This window comes from Nostoc sp. (assembly GCF_036918245.1).
In the GTDB taxonomy this organism is placed as follows: Bacteria; Cyanobacteriota; Cyanobacteriia; order Cyanobacteriales; family Nostocaceae; genus Nostoc.
Window position 1 is genome coordinate 80,903 of record NZ_JBALEF010000003.1, and the last position, 21,401, is coordinate 102,303.

Below are 21,401 nucleotides of genomic sequence, written 5' to 3' on the forward strand. Positions count from 1 at the left end.
ATGATGAACATCTTTTTTCACGAACAGCTTTACCGCAGCAATGCTGTGATGACAAAACTGAAAAACTATCCTGTAACAATTTGTGGGGCTGGAGCATTAGGAGCTAACATTGCGGAAAACTTAGCTCGGTCTGGTTTTGATAGACTTACAGTGATTGATCGCGATCGCATTGAGGAGCGCAATCTTTCGACTCAGCCTTACTACCGTTCCGATGTGGGAGCGTTCAAGGCGAAGATTTTGGCGAACAATTTATATCGAGCAATTGGTACTAAAGTTGATGCCAAAACAAAGGAGTTGACACCAGCAAATACAACTCAATTACTCAAAGACAGCCAGTTAATTGTCGATGTCTTTGACAATAGCGTGGCACGTCAAGCAGTGAAAGATTATGCTGAACAATTAAACATTCCTTGTCTTCATGCTGGACTATCAGCAGATTATGCAGAAGTGATTTGGAATGACGTTTATCGCGTTCCTTCTGAGGTGAATGATGATGTCTGTGATTATCCGTTGGCAAGAAACCTGGTGATATTAACCGTTGCTGTGGCGTGTGAAGCGATCGTTTCATTCATTGCCACAGCACAACAGCGTAACTTTACCATCACCCAGAAGGATCTGACTGTTCAATCTCTGTTTTTGTAGATTGCGTAGACGTTTGTGATTTTGACGATAAATTGACCACCAGTCTATCGAGAGCATGTCAGAGATTGAAGTTGAGTTACCTGCGGTAACAGACTGCACAACGCTGGCGCTCGTGGCTCAAAATGAAAAATTTTTAAGTTCAGCGATCGCTCATCAAACACCAGAACTTGTAGAACAAAGTAATTCCGCAACTCTTGGAGACACTGCGCGAAGGTTGATGGTTGAAAATTCAGTTTCAGGTGCAGAGGGGTGCTGGTGAAGTGGAATTGACAAAAGACGAGTTTGCCGTCCTCGCATCAAATACAAATTCCATCGTCCAGTTACAAGCCTAAGTCCAAACTCTGTTACCTCCATCATCTGATTTTATCCCGCCAAGATGGAATGCACAGATGTTACCTATGCCCGGTTGAAATTAACTACGACTGGGAGTAACTTTGGCTGTTCAAATCTTCCAGAGTAAACTTCCGTTATTTCCCCACTCCCTACTCCCCTATGTTCAGCAATTTCGCCATCGCCAACCGTTGGAGTTTACCGGTAGCACCACGAGGTAGTTGATCTAAAATGTGAACTTGCTTGGGAACTTTGAAGTCTGCCAGCATAGTTGCACAGTGAGCTAAAAGTTCTTTTTCGCCAGCTTCTGCTTTCAGAACCACAGCTGCGTGGATATCTTCGCCTAAAGATTTGTGGGGGACGGCAAAGGCTAAGACTTCGGCGACGGCAGGATGGCGTAGCAAGACATCATCCACTTCTAAAGGAGAAATTTTTTCCCCACCCCGGTTAATCAATTCTTTAATCCGTCCAGTCAAGCGGAGGTAGCCGTCTGCATCCACAGTACCCTGATCCCCTGTGCGGAACCAACCATTTACAAAAGCAGTGGCGTTAGCTTCTGGGTTGTTTTCGTAGCCATCTATAACATTGGGTGCTTTTACCACCACCTCGCCCAAGCTTCCTTGAGATAATAGGTTGCCTTCAGAATCCATAATGCCCACTTCTACACCGAAGCCATAACCGACAGTACCTGCTTTCCTGACTTTTGGCGGTAAAGGATTGGTGGTCATTAAGTGAGATGCTTCAGTCATGCTGTAAGATTCCACTACAGGAGCATTCAGAGTTGCCTCTAGCTGTTCAATGATAATCGGCGGCAAAGAAGCGCTACTAGAGCGAATGAAACGAAAGCGGTTAGCTTTGATAATTTCTGTGTTGCGGCTAGCGCGGGCCAAAATTGTCTGGTGCATGGTTGGTGCTGCGGAGTACCAAGTGGGTTTATAGGTATCTACCAACTTCCAAAACTCCAAGGCATTAAAGCCATTGGGACAAATTAATGTACCACCCGATGCCAGAGTTGCCAGCAAACAGCCCACCAATCCGTGAACATGGAACAGAGGCATTAGGCAAAGTGTAGTGTCAGCTGCTGTGAGTGAATAAGCACTAATCAGGTTGCTGGCTGAAGCGATTAAGTTGCGATGACGAATCGGCACACGCTTGGGACGACTGGTAGTGCCGCTAGTGTGGAGAATCATCGCTAGATCATCAGCGTTGGGGGCTACGGGATTCGCGGATTCTGCTGGTTGTGAGCCTGTTTTGACTAATTCAAAGCTTAATGTGCCGTCAGTGTCTACCTTGGCATTAATCAGCATCATGTCGGGTGTGACACTAGCAATGGCTGCTTCTGGCCCCTCAGACAACGTAATCAGTGCTTTTGCTTGGGTATCTTGGTAGTAAAAGGCAAATTCTTCTTGTTTGTATTTGGGATTTAAGGGTGCAGCAGTGCCACATAAAGCAGCAGCCAAAAAGGTAATCGCCATTGGTGAACCGTTAGTCATGGCAATGGCAATGCGTTCTCCCCGTTTCAATCCAAAGCTGTTGAGTTGAGATCCCAGTCCAATAACATTCTCGCGCAATTGCTTATAGGTTAGCGATCGCCCATCAGGCGTAACTAGGGCTGGATGATCGTCTTCCCCTACTAAAAGCTCAAATAAATTCATTGGTTTTTCCGGGCTGTCAATACATGATTTAGCTTAAACAAAAAATTGTTACTTAGCTTTGAGTTGTTAGAGGATGCTAAAATACTGTTATTACTAACAATGTTTGAAACATCCTCATAACAATTCCTATGGCAGAATTTTGTTATGGAGATCATCCTGTAAAATCATAAAAGTGTACATTAAATAAATTTGTGGATCTGCGATCGGGCAGATAGAGTTAGTAGCATTAACTCTCAAAATACTCTTGGAGTATGCCTTTGGATATAAACTAGAAGAAATTCGTTCTTATAATAGTTTATATAAATAGCCGTGTACTCAATTTCCCAAACAGATTAATAGCAATTATGAGTCCCATAAAAATTACTATGTTGGGCGAAAGCTTGGAGCGCCAAGGTGGAATAGTTTCTGTAGAAAAGCTCATTCTTGAAGAAACTACCTCTGATATTCAAATTAAACACATTACAACTTTACCGAATGGTTCTGCTGTCCATAAAGTGTTAGTGTTTTTGCAAGCAATAGGTGAGTTATTTTGGAACTTATTAAACCAAAAAACTGACCTAATTCACATCCATGTTTCAGATAGAGGTAGCGCTTTTCGTCATTCAATCACTACTCTTATTGGTTGGCTATTTCAAAAACCAGTAATTATTCATACTCATAGTGCTGATTTTCATTTGTTTTACTCTAAACTACCTCAATGGCTTAAGCAGTGGCTAAGTTGGTCGTTTTGTAAATGTACGCGTTTCATTGTTTTATCAGATAGCTGGAAAAAATTCTACATTGAGAATCTTGGCTTGAAGTCAGAGCAAGTTATTGTTCTGCCTAACCCAGTAAAAATTCCCGCACAAATTCCACAGCGGATAGATTCCAAACAGATATTTTTCTTATTTTTAGGGCGCATTGGTGAGCGCAAAGGTGCTTTTGATTTAATTAAAGCATTTGCTTCTATGCCTGTTGCTCAACAAAGCCAAGCCAAGTTAGTTATAGCGGGCGATGGAGATGTAGAACAAGCTCGTAGTTTGATCCCAACTCTAAATCTTATTGACTACATCACTATTCTTGATTGGGTAGATAAAGAAAAACGCGACGATCTTTTAACTAAAGCTGATGTCTTTGTGTTACCTTCCTACAATGAAGGTCTGCCTATGGCACTACTAGAAGCAATGAGTTGGGGTTTGCCAGTTATCACTACCGCAGTGGGAGGAATACCCGAAATAGTTACTCAAAATCAGAATGGTTTATTAGTTAATCCGGGGAATATTCAACAATTGTCAGAGGCAATGCAATCCTTAATTGCAGACGAAAATCTGAGAAAATCTTTGGGAAATAATGCACGAGTCAGAGTTAAACACTTGGACATAAACAATTATCTTACATCTTTAAAATGCATTTATACAGCAGTTATCAATTGAAAGCCATCTTGATGTAAATAGGTTTAATTGACTTACACTATGTATTAAATACCGAACTTACAAACGACGTAATTCATTCTGTATAAGGATAATAGGCGTTGAAAAGGTATGAATTTAATATTAGGAAAAGTTAAGGAAGCGATAAAGGTATTATTCTTTTGTTGTTCGGATTATTCTAAACTTGGTATACTGACTAATAAATAAGGGAGGTGCAGAAATGAAAACTTTTCCTGAAGTGAAGTTGTTTGATACAAGATTCCATAAACTTAAAGTACAAGAATTAGTTGATTATTTAATAGAAGCAGCAAAAAACCAAAAAAAGACAGTTGTAGGACATGTGAATATCAGAGCAATGAATTTCGCTTATGAAAAGTCTTGGTATCGAGATTTCTTGAATAAGGCTGATTTAGTATTTTGTGACGGGTTTGGTGTAATGGTAGGGGCTAGATTCAATGGTTATTCAATGCAATCTGCACATCGAATGACAGCACCAGATTACATAGAAGATTTAGCATTAAAGTGTGAGCAAGAAAATATTTCTTTATTTTTGTTAGCTGGAAAACCTGGCGTAGTGGATAAGGCAATTACTAAGTTAAAATCAATTGCGCCTAATTTACGCGTACAGGGACATCATGGTTATTTTGAAAAATCAGGAAAAGAGAATGATTTGGTAATAGAAAAAATTAATAAATTCCAACCAGATATTTTATATATTGGTTTTGGCATGCCGTTACAGGAACGCTGGATTTTAGATAACTTCAATAAAATTGAAACTACTGTATTTTTACCTTTGGGTGCTTGTCTAGATTTTTATACTGACTCTATATATCGCGGTCCACGTTGGCTGACTGATAATGGTCTGGAGTGGTTAACACGCTTAATTACTGAACCTACTCGTCTAACAGACCGTTATATTGTAGGCATTCCATTATTTTTTTATCGTGTAGTTAAACAGCGAATCACTCAAGGAATGATCACAAATCGCTAAATAAATTTTTTCTAAATTTTGCATTTGTTATGACCATGACTCCTGAAAAGTGGCCAATTGTTTCCCCTACCTCTGCTGCCAAGACTAGAATTAGAATTGATGTGACATTCTCCTAATAGCCAAAGTGCCAGACTCTCTGCCATTAAGCGATCGCTATCTTGCCTTAATCGATGAAATTGTCGAAACCACCCTCAAGGGCAAAATTAGCTCTGTAGAACAGGTGTATCAAATGCTGCTTAAAGGAATTACTTCCGGTACAGGGGAAGTCTTTGAGCTAGCTTTGAGCGATCGCCTGAATTCCCTCCAAAACCAAGTAGATAGCGAAAAAGACGAACTCAAGAAGGCCAAGGCGACTCGCAGTTTGAGAGCTGTTAAGACTATTCAAAGCCAATGGCAACGCTGGCAAGAGCAAAACAAAGCCACAGAAGCGATCGCCTCCGCAGTTACAGAAATCACCACAGCCACCGCTGCCGAGCGTCTAGCGACATTTATCCGGGTTACTGACCCCAATCAGAAGTATCCGCTAAATTTGCAACAGCTACAGCAATTATCAAAAGCATTGCAGCAATTTGCTCAGGCAGATGCTGATTTACAACAATTTTCCGAAGGGATTACCCGTGGTTTAGCTTCTTGGCAGCGATTGCAAGACAACTTGCTCAGTTGGATGTACGAGCAAAAAGAATCTCTGGGGTTTGGCGGTGTACCGGGAGAACGTGGCCCTTGGGCAAGTTGGGCGAAACAACTTAATAGTGAGTTACCCCAAGCATTGCTTCGTACCTTGGCTAGGGAAGAATCCGCAATAGAGTTTGCCGAGCGACAACGGGGGATTACCCTTAGAGATTGGGTGGAAATGGCATTGATTTTACAGTTCTTGCAACGGGGACTAATTAACTGGTTTGACCAACAAGCTTACGATGTGAAAGCGGGGCCAAAGTTGTCCATTTCCACTTTTTTGACCTTTGCAGTGATTTGGAGTCAGTTAGCAAGTGGTTTTAGGATCATTGGCACAATATACAGCGATGCCTGTTCTCAAATTATGCTCCAGATTTTGCGAACCTTTGCCCAGCGTCCGTATTTTCCCTTTTACGGTGGGATTTTTGCCTCTTTTACTGGCACCTATTTGCGAGATGCCCTAGATTATTTGGATGAACCGCTGCGACGAGGAGAGGGAACCCAAGAAAAAGCAAGAATTTTGACCCTTTTAGGTTATTCTCAGCGTGCTTTGGGACAATACCAGCGCTCTATTGATTTTCATCAGCAGGCGCTAGAGATCGCCAGAAATGCAGGCGATCGCGCCTGTGAAATTGCCAATCTCAATCACCTCAGCCGTACCTACGTGCAACAGCAAAATTATGCTGAGGCAATTAACTACAGTCAACGAGCATTAATACTAAGTCGGCAAGCAGGCGATCGCACAGGAGAAGCAAACGCGCTGGTGAATTTAGGTTACAGCGAAGTCATGCAAGCTCAGGAATTGGAAAACTTAGAACCAGAAACTTATGAAGCCGCAATTAATTATTTGGAACAAGGTTTAAAATTATCAGAAAAATTAGGCGATATTCAAAGTAAAGCGTTATGTGTCAGCAGCTTAGGAATTGCCTATCTAGTAATTGGACAACACCAAACTGCAATTAAATATCTTGAAGATGGTTTTAAAACAGCGCAAGTTTCCGGTGATTTGTATCTCCAAGGGCGGAACTTAGCTTATTTAGCAGAAGCTTATTATCATCTGCAAAATTCCGAAAAAACTGTTTACACGGGCTGCTTGGGAATGTATCTTTTAGAGCAAATTGCTTCTAATGAGTGGCGTCAAGCAGCAGGGTTACTGACAATTTTGCAAGGGCAAATCGGGGTAGAAGCTTTCCAAAAGTTCTTACAGCAACATCGCCCGAAAATTATTGCGGTTATTGGTGTGGATGGGTACGATCACATTCCGCAATTGTTAGAAGAATATAAGCAAGATATGTAAGAAAGGTAAGCATTTAGGTTTAACTGCTCCCAAGTTTGAAAAGAGAAGCAAGAAATGCGTAGGCGTAGCCCGTCGTAGACATCGCTCAACTTTCAACTGAGGGACAATTTCTGATCGTGTGCGTGAAATTATTCTATTGTTTTAAATAGCCTAAATTAGCGCTATGAATGTTACACAGACACCTGAATTCGGCTGTATATTCAACCTGAGTTTGACATGAGAAAAAGTCTGAAAACCAGACAAAGTAAAACTGACATCGCTCTTCGGTAAGAAGATAACTGGAAAAGTCAGCTTACCAATTGATCCATAACCTTCTTTTTTAGCTGTAATACTGCCATAATCAAGAATTTGTCATTAAAGATCCTGACCAAACGTAAAAGGAAAATTATTACTCATGGAAGTTAACAACGTCATTATGAGCGGAGGCGTTGTACTTGCATTGCTCATCGTTGGAGGACTTATGCAGGGTAAAGCGATGCCTGCGGCGGGCTACGCCTACGCACTTTTGATCGCCACACCATCCGATAAAGGAGAGTCAATATCGTCTCATCAACGGCTTTGGGTTGTAACCGGAGGTCAGACAGGAGTTGATAGAGCTGCGCTCGATACAGCTTTGTCACTTTTGTTACCAGTTCGTGGATGGTGTCCAAAGGGGCGGCTTGCAGAGGATGGAAAGATACCACCTGTATACCCGCTTCAAGAGACAACGAGTACAGACTACGCATTACGTACCGAGTGGAACGTTCGAGATTCAGACGGGACACTCGTCCTAGCGTATGGATCACTTGAAGGAGGAACAAAGCTTACGGCTGACCTGGCGCATAAGTACGATCGCCCTGTCCTCATCATTAACGCGCTGTCATTCAGTGGAAATGACGCTGCTCGTTTCTGGAGTTGGATTCAGAAGCACAACATTCGCATTTTGAATGTTGCTGGTCCACGAGAAAGCTCACGACCAGGTGTTATTTATAACCGTGCCCGATATGTTCTTAAGCAGCTCTTGGAGTCGTAAAAAGAAAGAGATAAAACTTTCCCCCAGTATATTTTTTCAGCAGAACTCCATATTGAGCTTGCTTATTTAAATGAACTGTGGTAGCTTCATTGTAATCTAAATCCTTTAAGCCGATTGACTTACCGTAGTTTACTTGACAGCATCATTACTCTAGTTAAGAAATTTGTTTTCACTAGGTAGTTGAAAAACCGTAAATAGTAAGGTATTCATGGCTATCAGCCAAAAGTTATTTGTAGCATTGTCCACTGGACATGATTGAACAATACGTATTTGCAGCGATAAAAACTGCGTAGTTTACCGCCGTAGGCATCGCCCACCGAGCCATAATCCTTTATTGTTATCGCTAATTTAATCGTGAAGCAGTGTTTATCGATAAACCTTGAGGCTTTCAGCAGCAGTGAGGCAGCACTCTAGGTCCACCTAATCCATACGTAGGAGTTGAAAATTATGGTGCAAACTTCTCTCGTCCGCCCCAGCAATCCCTTTCAGCCACCGACCTTCGTTTCCATTGAATCAGAGCGTCGCCATCGTCAAGAACGCTTGGCAGCAGCCTTTCGGGTATTTGCGCGTTTGGGTTTTGCTCAAGGATTGGCAGGACACATCACTGCCCGCGATCCCGAACTTACCGATCATTTTTGGGTAAATCCCTTTGGGATACACTTCAGTCGCATTCGGGTATCAGACCTGATACTAGTGAATAGTGAAGGTCAGGTAGTCCAAGGTGAAGGCAAAGTTAGTCAAGCAGCGTTTGCCATTCACTCTCAAATCCACGAAGCCCGCCCCGATGTCATTGCAGCGGCTCATGCCCATTCCTTCTATGGTAAAACTTGGTCATCTTTGGGTCGGTTGCTCGATCCGATTACCCAAGATTCCTGTGCTTTTTACCAAGATCATGCTCTATTTGATGATTTTACAGGCATTGTCTTAGAGACAAGCGAAGGAAAACGCATTGCTCAGGCACTAGGCAAGAGCAAAGCTGCGATTTTACGCAACCACGGAATATTGACCGTGGGACACAGTGTGGATGAAGCCGCTTGGTGGTACATCAGGTTAGAGGATACTGCTAAAGCCCAATTGCTAGCAGAAGCCGTAGGAAAACCCGTCCTAATTGACCATGACATCGCCTTAAAGATCCAACAACGCGGTGGTACTCACCAAGCAGGCTGGGGTGGATTCCAATATTTGTGGGATGAAATTACCCACGACCAACCAGACTTATTTGATTAGGTATTGGGAACTGGGCATTGGGCATTGGGCATTGGACATGGAAAAGAGACAAGGGAGAGATTTGTTCAATAATTCCTTCTTGTCCCCTTGTCTCCCCTGCTCCCTGCTCCCCTGCTCCCTTCTCCCTGCTCCCCAACATTTTTAGGAGAATTTATTATGCCAATTGAATTTATTGGATTGATTCGGACAAAACCGACTTCGGAATTAAATAGTGCATCAGGCGGTCTGGGCGATGACATCATTGATACAGCTTATATTCGTGAATTTGCCAAAGTTCATGAAGAAGGAGGCTTTGATAAAGTATTGATTGGCTATAGTTCTAGTAGCCCTGATGGTTTGACTGTTGCTAGTTTCGCTGCTTCAGCAACCGAGCGATTGGGCTTTTTAATTGCTCATCGTCCGGGTTTTGTCGCACCAACTTTGGCAGCTCGCAAGGCAGCTACCCTTGACCATTTTACCAACGGTCGGATCGCAATACATATCATTACCGGTGGCAGTGATACTGACCAACAAAGAGATGGCGACTGGCTGGATCATGACAGCCGCTACCGTCGCACCGATGAATATTTAGAAATTGTTCGTCGTGTCTGGACAAACGACATTCCCTTTGATTACGAAGGTGAATTTTACCGCATCAAGGGTGCTTTCTCTGCGATCAAGCCGCTGCAAAAGCCCCACATCCCGCTTTACTTTGGTGGTGCATCTGGGCCAGCCGTACAGGTAGGAGCTAAACACAGTAATGTCTACGCCTTGTGGGGTGAGCCAATTGCCGCAGTTAAAGAACGAATCGCAGAGGTACGTGCTGCCTTACCACTCGGTCGTTCCATTCGCTTCAGCGTCTCCCTGCGACCGATTCTTGGTGCTACAGAACAAGAGGCTTGGGAGAAAGCACATAGCATTTTAGCGCGAATTCAAGAGTTGCGAGGAGGAGCAAAATTAGCTCCCCCAGCTAGACCACAGGCGGTAGGATCGCAACGTCTACTGGATTTTGCCGCCAAAAATGAGATTTACGATAAGCGTCTATGGACACCGATCGCAGCAGCTACTGGTGCGGCAGGTAACACCACAGCCCTAGTGGGTACACCAGAACAAGTAGCAGAGGCTTTGGTTGATTATTACGATGCAGGTGTGACTACCTTGTTGATCCGGGGCTTTGATCCTTTAGAGGATGCGATCGCTTATGGACGTGATGTCATTCCTTTGGTACGTGCAGAAGTCGCACGGCGAGAACGGCAAACAGTTGGAGTCGGGTCTGTTTTTTGAGCTTTATCGACTTTAGCGATTAATCCAACGACTCACTGCTGGCAGTTGTGCAGAGAACCATAGTGCACCTAAGATACTCAGACTGCCACAGACAATCAAGGCATTAGTCGCACCAAAATTATGTGCCAAAGTTCCAGCTAACAGATTCCCAAAGGGGAGCATACCCACCATTGCTAGGGCATAAAAACTCATCACCCGTCCGCGCTTATCTTCGGCAACTAGGGTTTGGATAATCATATTACTACTGGTAATCAGGAGGATGGAAAAGCAGCCTGTAAACACCAGTATGATTATGGATAATCCAACTTGACGCGATAGTGAGAAGGAGATCAGACTTATTCCGATCAAGACTTGAGCGACTATAATCACACGCTCTAAGCCCGCAATCCCTCGTCTAACACTCAGATACAAACAAGCAAACAACGAGCCAATGGGCGCTGAGGTGCTGAGGTGAGCCATTGTAGTTGCATCCCCATTTAAAATCTTAGCCGCGAAGACGGGCATGAGCGCGACATGAGACATCCCGACTAAACCTTGTAACGCCAGTATTAATAAAATTGCTTTAATCGGCTGCAACTTGGAGACATATTCAAAGCCCTCCCGCAATTTCTGCAAAGTATCGCTAAGGCTCGTAAGGGTTTGCATCGGTCTGACTTTCAGCCGCATTGCTAGCAGGGTAAAGATGGCAGGAATATAGCTGAGAGTATCGTAGAGAAAACAATATTTCACCCCTAGCGTCGCAATCAAAATCCCGCCCATAGCCGGTCCCAATACCAGCGAGGAACTTAACATCACTGAATTCAAGGCGATCGCATTACTCCAATCGGCGCGATCGTCTACGGTTTCGGTGACGATTGTATGACGCACGGGCATATCTAATCCCTTGAGAAAACCATTGAGAACACTCAGTACCAATAGGATGGGAAACGTCATCCAATTCCTAAAGGTAAGAATTGTTAAAGCGAGGGAAACGCTAATTCCCAATATCTGCACTAGCATTAACAAATCACGACGACTCCAGCGATCGGACAATACGCCCGAAAATGGAATCACTAATAACGTCGGTAAAAATTGTACAAAGCCTGCAACTCCCAACAACCAAGCCGATTTAGTTAAATCGTATACCAGCCAAGGAATAGTTAACTGCTGGGTCATAAATGTCCCAGACATTGATAGTAACTGTCCTCCAAAAAACAGGCGAAAATTACGCCAGCGAAAGGCGGGTAAATACTGGTAAATGATATTACTTACGCGATCGCCTAGTTGTCTGTTCCAAATTTTCATCAGGTGAATTCTACTATGTTCTACTAAAGATTAGGTGAACTAATAATTAGGTTAACTAATAATTATAGGATAATCGCGTAGTTTACCGCCGCAGGCATCGCGTCTGGTTTTGTAGCAAGCTTGCTGATTCAAAGGTTAAGCCTTATTCCTAACCGCATCCGGTGTAATCGCTGCATACTGCTGGGTAGTTAAGGTTGCTCCTTTAACATCAACTTGTTTTGGCACAACTTTCAGTTCATATAGAAGATCCGCAACCTTTTGTTGAGCGCTAATTACTTCCTCAGTAATTGGTCTCATGTCATATTTTCTTCTCGTCAGCGTCAACTCCATAGTATCGACATCAGTCTTGACCTTCGGTGCAAGGATTTCGGCAGCAGCCCGCCTGTTTTTGTTTGCCCACTGCCCAACTTGGTAGTACTCTGACAAAATTGCTTTCAAGAGTTCAGTATTATTAATTGCAAAATCTCGTGAAGCTAGGTAATAACTTCCTGGCGTCTTAATTCCTTGCGCGTCTCGTAAGACCCGAATAGTGCCTTCCCGTTGCAGCTTGATCAGACTAGGATCGCCTTCTACAAAGGCATCAACCGTCTTGTTCAAAAATGCTGCTCTTCCATCTGCAATGGGTAGATTCACTGATTCAATATCACTGATTTTTAGCCCTACCTCTTCAAACGCTTTCACCACAAAAAAGGTCTGAGCCGTCCCTCTAGAATAAGCAACTTTTTTACCTTTAAGACCTGCCAATGTTTGGATTGGAGAATCCTTTAGCACAACAATTGCTGAACCTTCTCCAGTACCTGGCGGCATATTAACTACATAAATCAGATTGGTACCAGCTGCCTGAGCAAAAATGGGTGGCGTTTCGCCAGCAGGCCCAAGGTCAATGCTACCCACATTCAAGGCTTCCAATAGCGGAGGCCCAGACACAAATTGAGACCAAGTAACACCTATTCCTTGAGGAGCCAAGCGTTTTTCGATCGCGCCTTTTTCATGAGTTAGATCCCCTGAAACTTGATAGCCAAGCCGAACAACCTTAGTACTGCCTTTATTGTTACTAGTGGTATTAGTACTCAAGGTTGCGCTGCTGTTATTGCCTGTGCTGCCGTTGTTTGTTCCACAACTGACTAAGGCAGTAAAAGACATTAATCCATAAAAAGTGTAAAGTAAATCACGCCTGGATATTGAGTGCTTTCCAATTTGCAGTCTGACCATAGCTTTCTATCTCATCTTGACGCTGATACCGTGGGAGCAAAATCTCTGCAAGCTGACCAAATCGATTAGAGGTTCTATCCTTGCTAAGAAGGCTAGAGAAAATCGCATCCTGTGGTGTCAAAACTAGGTTTTCCCGCTCTACTCTCTGGAGAAGGAAAGGGGGAGTAAAGTTTTGTATCTGAAAGAATTCACAACTTTTAGCTAGCTGAACTTTAAAAAGGACGGCTTCCTCGAATGCTAACCCGCTTCAAAATCCGGGTTGCGTTGGAATTAAATTCGGGGCGATAGTGAGCCGTTGCCTGGTTGTCCCAATAAAGCAAGTCGCCCTTACTCCAATGGTGTTGATAAACAAAGTGGGGTTGCTTAATGTGTTCCCGCAACCGCTCAATTAGCTTTGCCCCTTCCACTGGGTCGTAATCAACAATATCTACCTCGTTAGCGGCATTTAAGAAGAGAACTTTCTTGCCAGTATCCGGGTGAGTGCGAACCAAAGGATGGGTAGCAACTTGTTCACCGGGTTCAACGGAACGCCCGGCTGCGTAGCCAGGCTCAGGATACTCATCCCGGTACTTGCCATAGAAATTAAAATGGCGCACCTGCAAGCCAGCAATCTGCTTTTTAGTAGCATCATCTAGTTCTTCGTAAGCCTGAATCAAATTCACCCAATAGGTATCAGGGCCATTCTCAGGCAGTTCTACCCCATATAAAAATGAACCACTAGATGGTGTAGGCAACCAGTCATGATCGATATGGGGTAAAAGTTTACGATAGTTGGGTGCAAGATTGACGGAACTTTCTTCAGAAGCAGCATTTGCAAGAGTAAGAACAAGGGGTGGCAGGTACGGCTCGGTTTCTCCTTTACGGATATAGGCAGGCTGTTGGAGAATGTCGCCAAAGTAATTCGCAAACGCTAATAATTGGTCGTCAGTCAATTGTTGATTTTTGAAGATGAGGATGTGGCGATCGCGCCACGCCTGTTTGAGTTGCAAAATTACTTCTGGTTCTGCTGCAATACTGGCGTCAACACCAGTAACAACTGCGCCTAAAGCTGCTCCACTAGGCGTAATCTCAATTCGTGTTGCAGTAAATGTCATAAAAATTTTTCCTTGTACTTTGTAGTTGGTAAGGAAGCAATGGTAGTTTTCAATATAATACATTAAACCGATAGATTTACAGTAGTATGCAACGACTATATTTTTAGACTGCTGGAATCAAAGCAGAAATATTCAGTAAAATACATAGCAAGCTTGTTCAGTTACAGCTATTTTCAGGTAAATAGACCACGCGGTAGGGGCGCAAGGCCTTGCGCCCCTACAACAGGTGTGGTTCAAATACATGAAAACTGCTGTAAATTACGGACTAAGGTGATACCCCTGACAATCTTGAAAAGACATATGAACTACGCCAATGGTTAATGCTTGACCATTTTGACCGCCAAAAAGTAAACCAATACAGCAATATGCGGCTGGAGTATTTCTGTACCTGACGACGTTGAAATCTGCTATATATCCTCAACTATGAAGAACGTTGGCGAAATGGTGAAGCTATTGCAACTGAGTTTGTGGAATCAACGGTTAATCAAGTAATTAGCAAGCGGTTTGTCAAAAAACAGCTGAAGCAGATCGTGTTTGCGATGGCGTTCCGTTCACCATAGGCGATCGCACTGTGCAGAACCTGAGTAATTTTCCTTTCCTTACTCAAAGAAGTCCTGCTGATTCATATAATCGTTTGAGCATTGCTGAAATCTTCGTACCATAATCCAAATCTGCTGACCACCGCCCTGATAGCTGATCGATTAATGGCGCAATCCCGCGTGTGACAAAGCGAAACCTTGGATCTACTACTTCCTGTACCAAAGGTTCTAAACTGGCGTAAGCTTTCAAATGTTGGACGTGTGCCCTGACTCCAATTCTGGCACTTGGAAAAGACGCAGCCTCCGAACCGCCACCGATCGCACCTAAGCCTGCAAAGTTATTTTGCTCAGGCCTAATATCACCACCAAACCGTAAAAATCCCGTTTCTACACACATTTGGCAAAAGGCAATATCATAGTTCACTCCCTCTATACCTGCTTCTTCGCGATAAAGTTTTGGGATATCAGGAAACTTTGTTAAAGCATTTTCATTATTGTTTCTCAGAAATAATTGTAACTGGACTTCGGAAGTATTACCGTTCGACATCACCCGCGAAAATTGACCAGGGCAAACCACTAAATTCGAGCGCAAGCTAACAGTACGCGTTGCCGCATCCCAACTGACTGCAATATTAAAATCTCGCAGTTCGATGGCTTTGACATAAACTATTTTGTGATAGGTAATCCGATTGACATTAGCTGCTTTTGAAAGGTCAATTCGTAGAAGGTCTACTAAATCAATGGGGATGTAAGCATTACCATTAACTAAAACTCCTTGTTCTATGTAACTTTGTCCATTAATATTAATATTAATTGGCGGATAATTTGCTTCTGGTGGAGTTCCAGGAGTGGGGTCAATTACACGACTCCAAGTTACCAATCCATCGACAATTCCCAAAGCAAAATCGCGGCGACGAGTTTGCAGCAAAGCCCGATCCTCTGGATTGCTGAGAAACCCCACTTGCATCACCAAAGCTGGCAGCGTTGTCTGACGACAGAATGCTAAACTACCCAATCCACTATCTGTATCTGGCTTGACTCCGCGATTCGGTAATTGGGGTACGCGGCGCAACAATCCCACTAGTAACTGTTCAGCATTGCTCTTGCGATCGCTATTATTAGTAATGTAAAAAACGCTAGCCCCACGCACAGAAGGGCTGTTAGCCGCATTAGCTGCAATTTCTAGAGCGACATCACCCCGGCGACCACGAGAATTGATCCAGGTGATAGTTTGGGCGGCGCTCAAGTCATCAGGAACCGCCAAAATTTCCAAACTCCGCGCTCTCAGTTCCGTGACAATCAAATCCCGCAGCAGAATCATTTCTTTTGCTTCACTTGTACCACCTGCGATCGCACCTTGATCTATTCCTCCGGCTTCTTTGCCTCCATGAGCCGCTGATATAAAAATACGCCCCATTTTCAGTATTTCCTCTGATAAAATTAAGTCTAAGCAATTCTATACATCATTCTTGGTCTAGCAACAAGAATATAATAGCGATCAGAAGTCTAAAGTCATTTGTCCTTTGGTATTTCTCCAAAGTTCATGACCAATACTTCGACTACGCTCAGTACAAGTGACCAATGACCAATACTTCGGCTCCCTTCGACTGCGCTCAGGGCGAGTCGCTCAGTACAAGTGACTAATGACAAAGCCATGCAAATCCCCCGCTTGCACCCAGACACAATTGAGGAAGTTAAACTACGGGCTGATATTGTAGATGTCGTCTCGGAACACGTAGTTTTACGCAAACGAGGAAAGGATTTTGTCGGTTTGTGCCCCTTCCATGATGAGAAATCTCCCAGTTTCACCGTCAGCCAGACCAAGCAAATGTACTATTGCTTCGGCTGTCAAGCCGGGGGAAATGCGATTAAGTTTGTCATGGAGTTGGGAAAGCGTTCTTTTGCTGACGTGGTGTTGGATTTAGCACGGCGTTACCAAGTACCTGTGCAAACTCTCGAACCCGAACAACGCCAAGAATTACAGCGTCAGCTATCTTTGCGTGAGCAGTTATATGAAGTTCTCGCAACGTCCGCCCAGTTTTATCAACACGCCCTCAGACAATCTCAAGGGCAAAAAGCACTTCAATATTTGCAATCTAACCGCCAATTCAAAGAAGAAAGTATACAGCAATTTGGTTTAGGTTATGCCCCCGCAGGTTGGGAAACTCTCTATCGTTATTTAGTGGAAGATAAACATTACCCAGTGCAAATACTGGAAAAAGCGGGATTAATTAAACCACGCCGGGAAGGGGGTGGATATTATGATGCATTTCGCGATCGCTTGATGATTCCCATTCGTGATGTCCAAGGGCGCGTCATTGCCTTTGGTGGGAGAACTCTGACTGATGTAGACGCCCAGAGGGCGGCTTCCCCGGAAGGGGTACAGCCTAAATATCTGAATTCACCCGAAACCGAACTTTTTAGTAAAGGTAAAACATTATTCGCCCTCGATCGAGCCAAAGATGGGATTTCTCAACTCGATCAAGCGGTGGTGGTGGAGGGATATTTTGATGCGATCGCTCTCCACGCTGCTGGTATTAATAACGCCGTCGCCTCACTTGGTACAGCCTTAAGTTTAGAACAAGTCCGGTTAATATTACGCTACACCGAATCGAAACAATTAATACTCAACTTTGATGCTGATAAAGCCGGAACTAATGCCGCCGAAAGAGCGATCGGTGAAATTGCCGAACTGGCATACAAGGGCGAAGTTCAGCTAAAAATTCTCAATTTACCCGATGGTAAAGATGCTGATGAATATTTGCATAGCCACACTCCAGAAGATTATGGAGAACTGCTAAAAAATGCGCCACTTTGGCTAGATTGGCAGATTCAGAAAATTATTCAAGACCGAGACTTAAAACAGGCTACTGATTTTCAGCAAGTAACTCAGCAAATAGTCAAATTACTTAAAAATATAGCTAACAGCGATACACGCAACTATTACGTTTCTTATTGTGCTGAAATACTCAGTTTAGGAGATACCAGACTCATACCTCTACGAGTCGAAAATCTGCTAACTCAAATTGCTCCGGCTGCGGCTATATACTCTAAGCCTGTGTCAGCCAAGAAAGCATGGGGAGGTGGTAAAGTTTCCCCACTCCGTACAGACGCGATTAATCGCGTCTCTCCCCACTTCCCACTCCCTACAGAACGCAGCTTTTTAGAACATGCTGAGGCATTATTACTGCGAATTTACTTGCATTGTCCCGAACAGCGTCAAGGGATTATTGACGAACTAGAGGAGCGAGATTTGCAATTTAGCCTTTCCCACCACCGATTTTTATGGCAACAGATTTTAGAAATTTCATCAGATGATGGAGAGACGAAAAACTTTGCGTCTTTACCAAATTTAATTTCCCGCCTGCAAGATCGGTTCTTAGAATTTGACAGCGAGAGCGGGTTAATTTCCCATTTATTTCATGTGGATGAAAAAAACCAAAAAGAAATACTTCGGACTCCGCAAGTAGTTCAAGCTGCGATCGCTTGTATGGATTTAGTGATGCTTGAAAAACGCTATCGTCACTTTTTGGAACTATGGCAACAAACCGATCCAGAAGCTGAACCAGAGCGGTATCAATATTATTATCAGGCTTTCTACGCTGAAAAAATCAAGCTTCAACAAATAGACCGACAACGTTTATTTTCCATCACAGAGCTAAGTTGACACAATAGCAATACTTTCAGTCTTCACTCTTTGCTAACTGTCCCGATTGAACCTTAACACTCACAGGACAATGGAACGACGATGAACTCACAAGGATCTAAGTCGAGGGTTGAACTACAAGATCGAGGGATGTCTCCTTTGAACAACCCAAAGGATTGGTCATGGCCATTCTGGGCTGCTGTCCCACTGTACCCCTACGGCAAGCGGCGGACACTTTGCAAGGAAATAGTTAAGGACACTATCTGGACATTCGATCAGCTTCACGGCATTCTGTACACCATCGTGCCGATTCGGATGACTGTGGTCAAGCTCGCTGCCGGAGGTCTTCTGGTTTATACTCCTGTTGCTCCCACAACTGAGTGTGTCCGCTTGGTTAATGAGTTGGTAGCAGAGCACGGTGCAGTTAAGTACATCATACTGCCAACGAGTTCTGGTTTGGAGCATAAAGTCTTCGTTGGCCCCTTTTCTCGTCGCTTTCCTCAAGCACAAGTCTTTGTTGCCCCCCATCAGTGGAGTTTCCCGTTCAACCTGCCACTTAGTTGGCTAGGCTTTCCCCAAAAACGAACTCAAGAACTCCCACACGACTCAAGCCTTGCTCCCTTCGCTCTGGAGTTTGACTATGCAATATTGGACATCAATTTGGGACGAGGATCTTTTGCAGAAGTTGCAGTATTTCATAAGCGATCGCGCACTCTACTTGTAACTGATTCTATACTTTCTGTTCCAGTTGACCCACCAGAAATCCTCCAATTAGATCCTTATCCCTTACTGTTTCATGCCAGGGACAATGCCTGGGAGATGATCGAGGACAATGAAGACAACCGCTGCAAGGGATGGCAACGTATTTCATTATTTGCGCTTTACTTCCGTCCAAGTGCCTTGGAAGTTACTCCCATCGGACAGATGTTTCGTGATGCTCTCAAAGCACCACAACGAACCCTAAAAACGTACTTTGGTTTATTTCCTTTTCGCTGGCAAGAAACTTGGAAGCAGGCATTCGACGCTCTACGAGGTCAGGGGCGACCATTTGTCGCACCGATTTTGCAAATCCTCATTTTTCCTCAAGCACCAAGACAAGTCCTCAACTGGGCTGATACAGTTGCAAGTTGGGATTTTCAGCAGATTATTCCCTGTCACTTTGACTCGCAAATTTTAGCAAATCCGCGTCAATTCCGGCAAGCATTTGCTTTTCTTGAAAAAAATTTTTCTTCTAGCGAAAGCCAACCTCTATTTGAGGAAAACTTAAAATTCATTAAGGAACTTGAAGGGGGTCTAGTTAAGCGCAGTATCGCAACGCCAGCTAAAGAAAAGTTGTAATCAATAATACGTCTACCAGGGCGATCGCATCTCCTTTTTTCACTGACTGATTTACCTGCACGGCAATGCTTTTATTCCTTCTGTTGCTGCAACTGTGATTATTTTTACATATAGTAGTTACCGCATGGTTAAGGTAGAGAAAATCGAGTCAATTAGCTGAATTATTTAAAACCTCAGCGATCGCCTGGGAAATCGGTAAGCCAGGACAGCGTTCCAGCCAGAAGAACTCGCCAACTGGGTTAACTTCAAGGAATACATGACGACCATCAGGAGTCAAAATAATATCAAGTGCCCCATAGTTTAAACGGAATTCTGCCATAAGTTTGAGCAATTTCTCTTCGACATCTTCGGGCAAAGTGTATGACTCCCAAGCGTCGAGTAAAGCGATTCCCTGTTTGCGCCAGTCGTAACGTGCCTTATCCAAAGCTTGAGAATCAACCGCAGCTGTTAGCACACGCTTACCTACAATAATTGTCCGCAATTCCAATGCCTTGGGAATCTTCTCCTGAAATGTCATTGGGCAGAAACGTAAGCCATCAAGGTTGTCTAGATCCTCTGATGAAATTGGATTTGTAAACACAACTTTTTCTCGCCCTTGTTCATCATAAATAGCAAAGGAAGACAGCATTTTTGTAATCATTCCCTGCTGACACTCTTGGGCAAATTGCTTTACTGTTACTGGATTATTTGTAGTCAGAGTGCGTGGCGTATCTAGACCGATATCTCCTGCTATTTGTAATTGCAGTTGCTTATTTTCCGCTCGGCGAATATTTGGCACAGGGTCAAGATGAAACCCCCTGATACTAGCAATCATTCCCTCAATACTGACGCGAGATTCTTTCAGTGAGGCTTGTCTAAGTTGCCTGTCCATCGAGTTGGGAATTTTTGACCCAATTGCAATGCGCCGATACCAAACTGCTGACACTTCATTTAAATCTAATGTCTGGTCATCGACACTCAAAATCACTCGCTTAGTACCACCATAGTAAACATCTAACTGTATTTCTGTGGGAAATCGGTCTGTGTCAAAACGAAATGCTTTCTTTCCTTGGGCTTCAATTGCTTGAATAACTAGAGGAATACTTTCGTTGTCTTGGCTGTGAGTAATTATTAAAACAGTCATTTACAAATATAGAAAATGAAGTACGCTACAGATATAGATAGGGGTTATCAGTTGGTTTGGAATTTTAAGTAAGAGCATCTTACTTCGGGCTTGTTGAAAGTAGTGCAGATGCAATAGCTAGAGCAATTGGATAGTCCAAATCTCTCTCCAGCATCCCCCACTCTCCTGTAGGATTAATTTCTAAAAAAACATATTCTCCTGATGGTGTTTTAATAAAATCAAATGCTCCAAAAACCAGTCCAAACTTGGCCATAAAGGCATCCAAACAACGGATTAGTTTATCAGGTAATCGCTCTGGTTGCCAGGTAAGAATCTTTTTTGTCTCACGTCGCCAATCCTGAGTAGATGCTGCATACTCAGACGCATCTAGCGCCCCGACAAAGAGATTGCCATTCACATACACTACCCGTAGTTCTTGCTGTTTAGGGATTTGCTCTTGAAACATCACTGGACAATAGCGCAGTGTTTCAGCATCAAGTAAGTCTTCTTCTTTAACGGCGCTGGTATACATGAAAAAAGAAGAGGCTTGCATCCCAAAAGAAAGAGGTCTGAGCAGCTTGACAATCATTTTTCCGTAAGGATTCAGGTGGCAGAGTATTGACAAGGGGGACACTTGAGGGGGAGTATCACAAATATGAACCAAAACCTGCCTCAAGATATAGACCGA

Annotated in this window: 17 protein-coding genes and 1 pseudogene; 10 read left to right on the plus strand and 8 right to left on the minus strand. The window is 43.6% G+C overall.

What is annotated here, in order from left to right; all coding sequences use genetic code 11:
• Window positions 1-3 precede the first annotated feature (3 nt).
• Together V7L12_RS01200 and V7L12_RS01205 are read left to right on the plus strand one after the other, a co-directional pair.
• Complete coding sequence (locus V7L12_RS01200; RefSeq protein ID WP_335081397.1) at window positions 4-642, plus strand: HesA/MoeB/ThiF family protein; 639 nt, start codon at window positions 4-6, stop codon at window positions 640-642.
• Window positions 643-697: 55 nt separating this feature from the next.
• On the plus strand, window positions 698-901 hold the full coding sequence (locus V7L12_RS01205) for a hypothetical protein (protein ID WP_335081368.1): 204 nt from the start codon (window positions 698-700) through the stop codon (window positions 899-901).
• Window positions 902-1,124: 223 nt separating this feature from the next.
• On the opposite strand, the gene V7L12_RS01210 is transcribed toward V7L12_RS01205, so the two are convergent.
• Window positions 1,125-2,627, minus strand: coding sequence for an acyl--CoA ligase (locus V7L12_RS01210; protein WP_335081370.1), 1,503 nt, complete (start codon window positions 2,625-2,627; stop codon window positions 1,125-1,127).
• A 344-nt stretch (window positions 2,628-2,971) separates the two neighbouring features.
• On the opposite strand from V7L12_RS01210, the gene V7L12_RS01215 reads away from it, so the two are divergent.
• The 3 genes from V7L12_RS01215 (at window position 2,972) to V7L12_RS01225 (ending at window position 6,996) form a co-directional block, all read left to right on the plus strand.
• Entirely contained in the window at window positions 2,972-4,039 is a 1,068-nt protein-coding gene (locus V7L12_RS01215) for a glycosyltransferase family 4 protein (RefSeq protein ID WP_335081372.1), read from the plus strand.
• A gap of 217 nt (window positions 4,040-4,256) precedes the next feature.
• Window positions 4,257-5,027, plus strand: a complete 771-nt coding sequence (locus tag V7L12_RS01220; protein WP_335081374.1) for a WecB/TagA/CpsF family glycosyltransferase — start codon at window positions 4,257-4,259, stop codon at window positions 5,025-5,027.
• A 124-nt stretch (window positions 5,028-5,151) separates the two neighbouring features.
• Window positions 5,152-6,996 carry a tetratricopeptide repeat protein gene (locus V7L12_RS01225; protein WP_335081376.1) on the plus strand — a complete coding sequence of 615 codons (1,845 nt, stop codon included), beginning with the start codon at window positions 5,152-5,154 and terminating at the stop codon, window positions 6,994-6,996.
• Window positions 6,997-7,454: 458 nt separating this feature from the next.
• On the opposite strand, the gene V7L12_RS01230 is transcribed toward V7L12_RS01225, so the two are convergent.
• A complete protein-coding gene (locus V7L12_RS01230; protein WP_335081378.1) occupies window positions 7,455-7,721 on the minus strand; it encodes a hypothetical protein in 267 nt (88 codons plus the stop codon).
• On the opposite strand from V7L12_RS01230, the gene V7L12_RS33065 reads away from it, so the two are divergent.
• The 3 genes from V7L12_RS33065 (at window position 7,619) to V7L12_RS01240 (ending at window position 10,498) form a co-directional block, all read left to right on the plus strand.
• Window positions 7,619-8,008: a putative molybdenum carrier protein gene (locus V7L12_RS33065; RefSeq protein ID WP_442947863.1), complete on the plus strand. Its 390-nt coding sequence runs from the start codon at window positions 7,619-7,621 to the stop codon at window positions 8,006-8,008. The genes V7L12_RS01230 and V7L12_RS33065 overlap by 103 nt on opposite strands.
• A gap of 447 nt (window positions 8,009-8,455) precedes the next feature.
• Window positions 8,456-9,235, plus strand: coding sequence for a class II aldolase/adducin family protein (locus V7L12_RS01235; protein ID WP_335081380.1), 780 nt, complete (start codon window positions 8,456-8,458; stop codon window positions 9,233-9,235).
• A gap of 156 nt (window positions 9,236-9,391) precedes the next feature.
• The gene (locus V7L12_RS01240; RefSeq protein WP_335081382.1) at window positions 9,392-10,498 is read left to right on the plus strand and encodes an LLM class flavin-dependent oxidoreductase; all 1,107 of its coding nucleotides are present in this window, start codon (window positions 9,392-9,394) and stop codon (window positions 10,496-10,498) included.
• 12 nt (window positions 10,499-10,510) lie between these two features.
• Here the strand turns inward: V7L12_RS01240 and V7L12_RS01245 are convergent, their stop codons facing one another.
• The 4 genes from V7L12_RS01245 to tftA all read right to left on the minus strand — a co-directional run bounded on the left by V7L12_RS01245 (window position 10,511) and on the right by tftA (window position 16,044).
• Complete coding sequence (locus tag V7L12_RS01245) at window positions 10,511-11,782, minus strand: MFS transporter (RefSeq protein ID WP_335081384.1); 1,272 nt, start codon at window positions 11,780-11,782, stop codon at window positions 10,511-10,513.
• 135 nt (window positions 11,783-11,917) lie between these two features.
• The gene (locus tag V7L12_RS01250; protein ID WP_335081387.1) at window positions 11,918-12,994 is read right to left on the minus strand and encodes an aliphatic sulfonate ABC transporter substrate-binding protein; all 1,077 of its coding nucleotides are present in this window, start codon (window positions 12,992-12,994) and stop codon (window positions 11,918-11,920) included.
• 212 nt (window positions 12,995-13,206) lie between these two features.
• Window positions 13,207-14,088 (minus strand): TauD/TfdA dioxygenase family protein, encoded by an 882-nt coding sequence (locus tag V7L12_RS01255; protein ID WP_335081389.1) that lies wholly within the window; start codon window positions 14,086-14,088, stop codon window positions 13,207-13,209.
• 603 nt (window positions 14,089-14,691) lie between these two features.
• The gene (gene tftA, locus V7L12_RS01260; RefSeq protein WP_335081391.1) at window positions 14,692-16,044 is read right to left on the minus strand and encodes a hormogonium tapered terminus morphoprotein TftA; all 1,353 of its coding nucleotides are present in this window, start codon (window positions 16,042-16,044) and stop codon (window positions 14,692-14,694) included.
• A 237-nt stretch (window positions 16,045-16,281) separates the two neighbouring features.
• Here tftA and dnaG point away from each other — a divergent pair, with 237 nt between their 5' ends.
• Together dnaG and V7L12_RS01270 are read left to right on the plus strand one after the other, a co-directional pair.
• Entirely contained in the window at window positions 16,282-18,294 is a 2,013-nt protein-coding gene (dnaG, locus tag V7L12_RS01265) for a DNA primase (RefSeq protein ID WP_335081399.1), read from the plus strand.
• An 81-nt stretch (window positions 18,295-18,375) separates the two neighbouring features.
• Complete coding sequence (locus V7L12_RS01270; protein WP_442947861.1) at window positions 18,376-19,611, plus strand: DUF4336 domain-containing protein; 1,236 nt, start codon at window positions 18,376-18,378, stop codon at window positions 19,609-19,611.
• Between the two features lie 148 nt (window positions 19,612-19,759).
• On the opposite strand, the gene V7L12_RS01275 is transcribed toward V7L12_RS01270, so the two are convergent.
• A complete protein-coding gene (locus tag V7L12_RS01275) occupies window positions 19,760-20,734 on the minus strand; it encodes an MvdD family ATP-grasp ribosomal peptide maturase (RefSeq protein WP_335081393.1) in 975 nt (324 codons plus the stop codon).
• A gap of 79 nt (window positions 20,735-20,813) precedes the next feature.
• Window positions 20,814-21,401, minus strand: a pseudogene (locus V7L12_RS01280) (hypothetical protein); the annotation flags it as partial.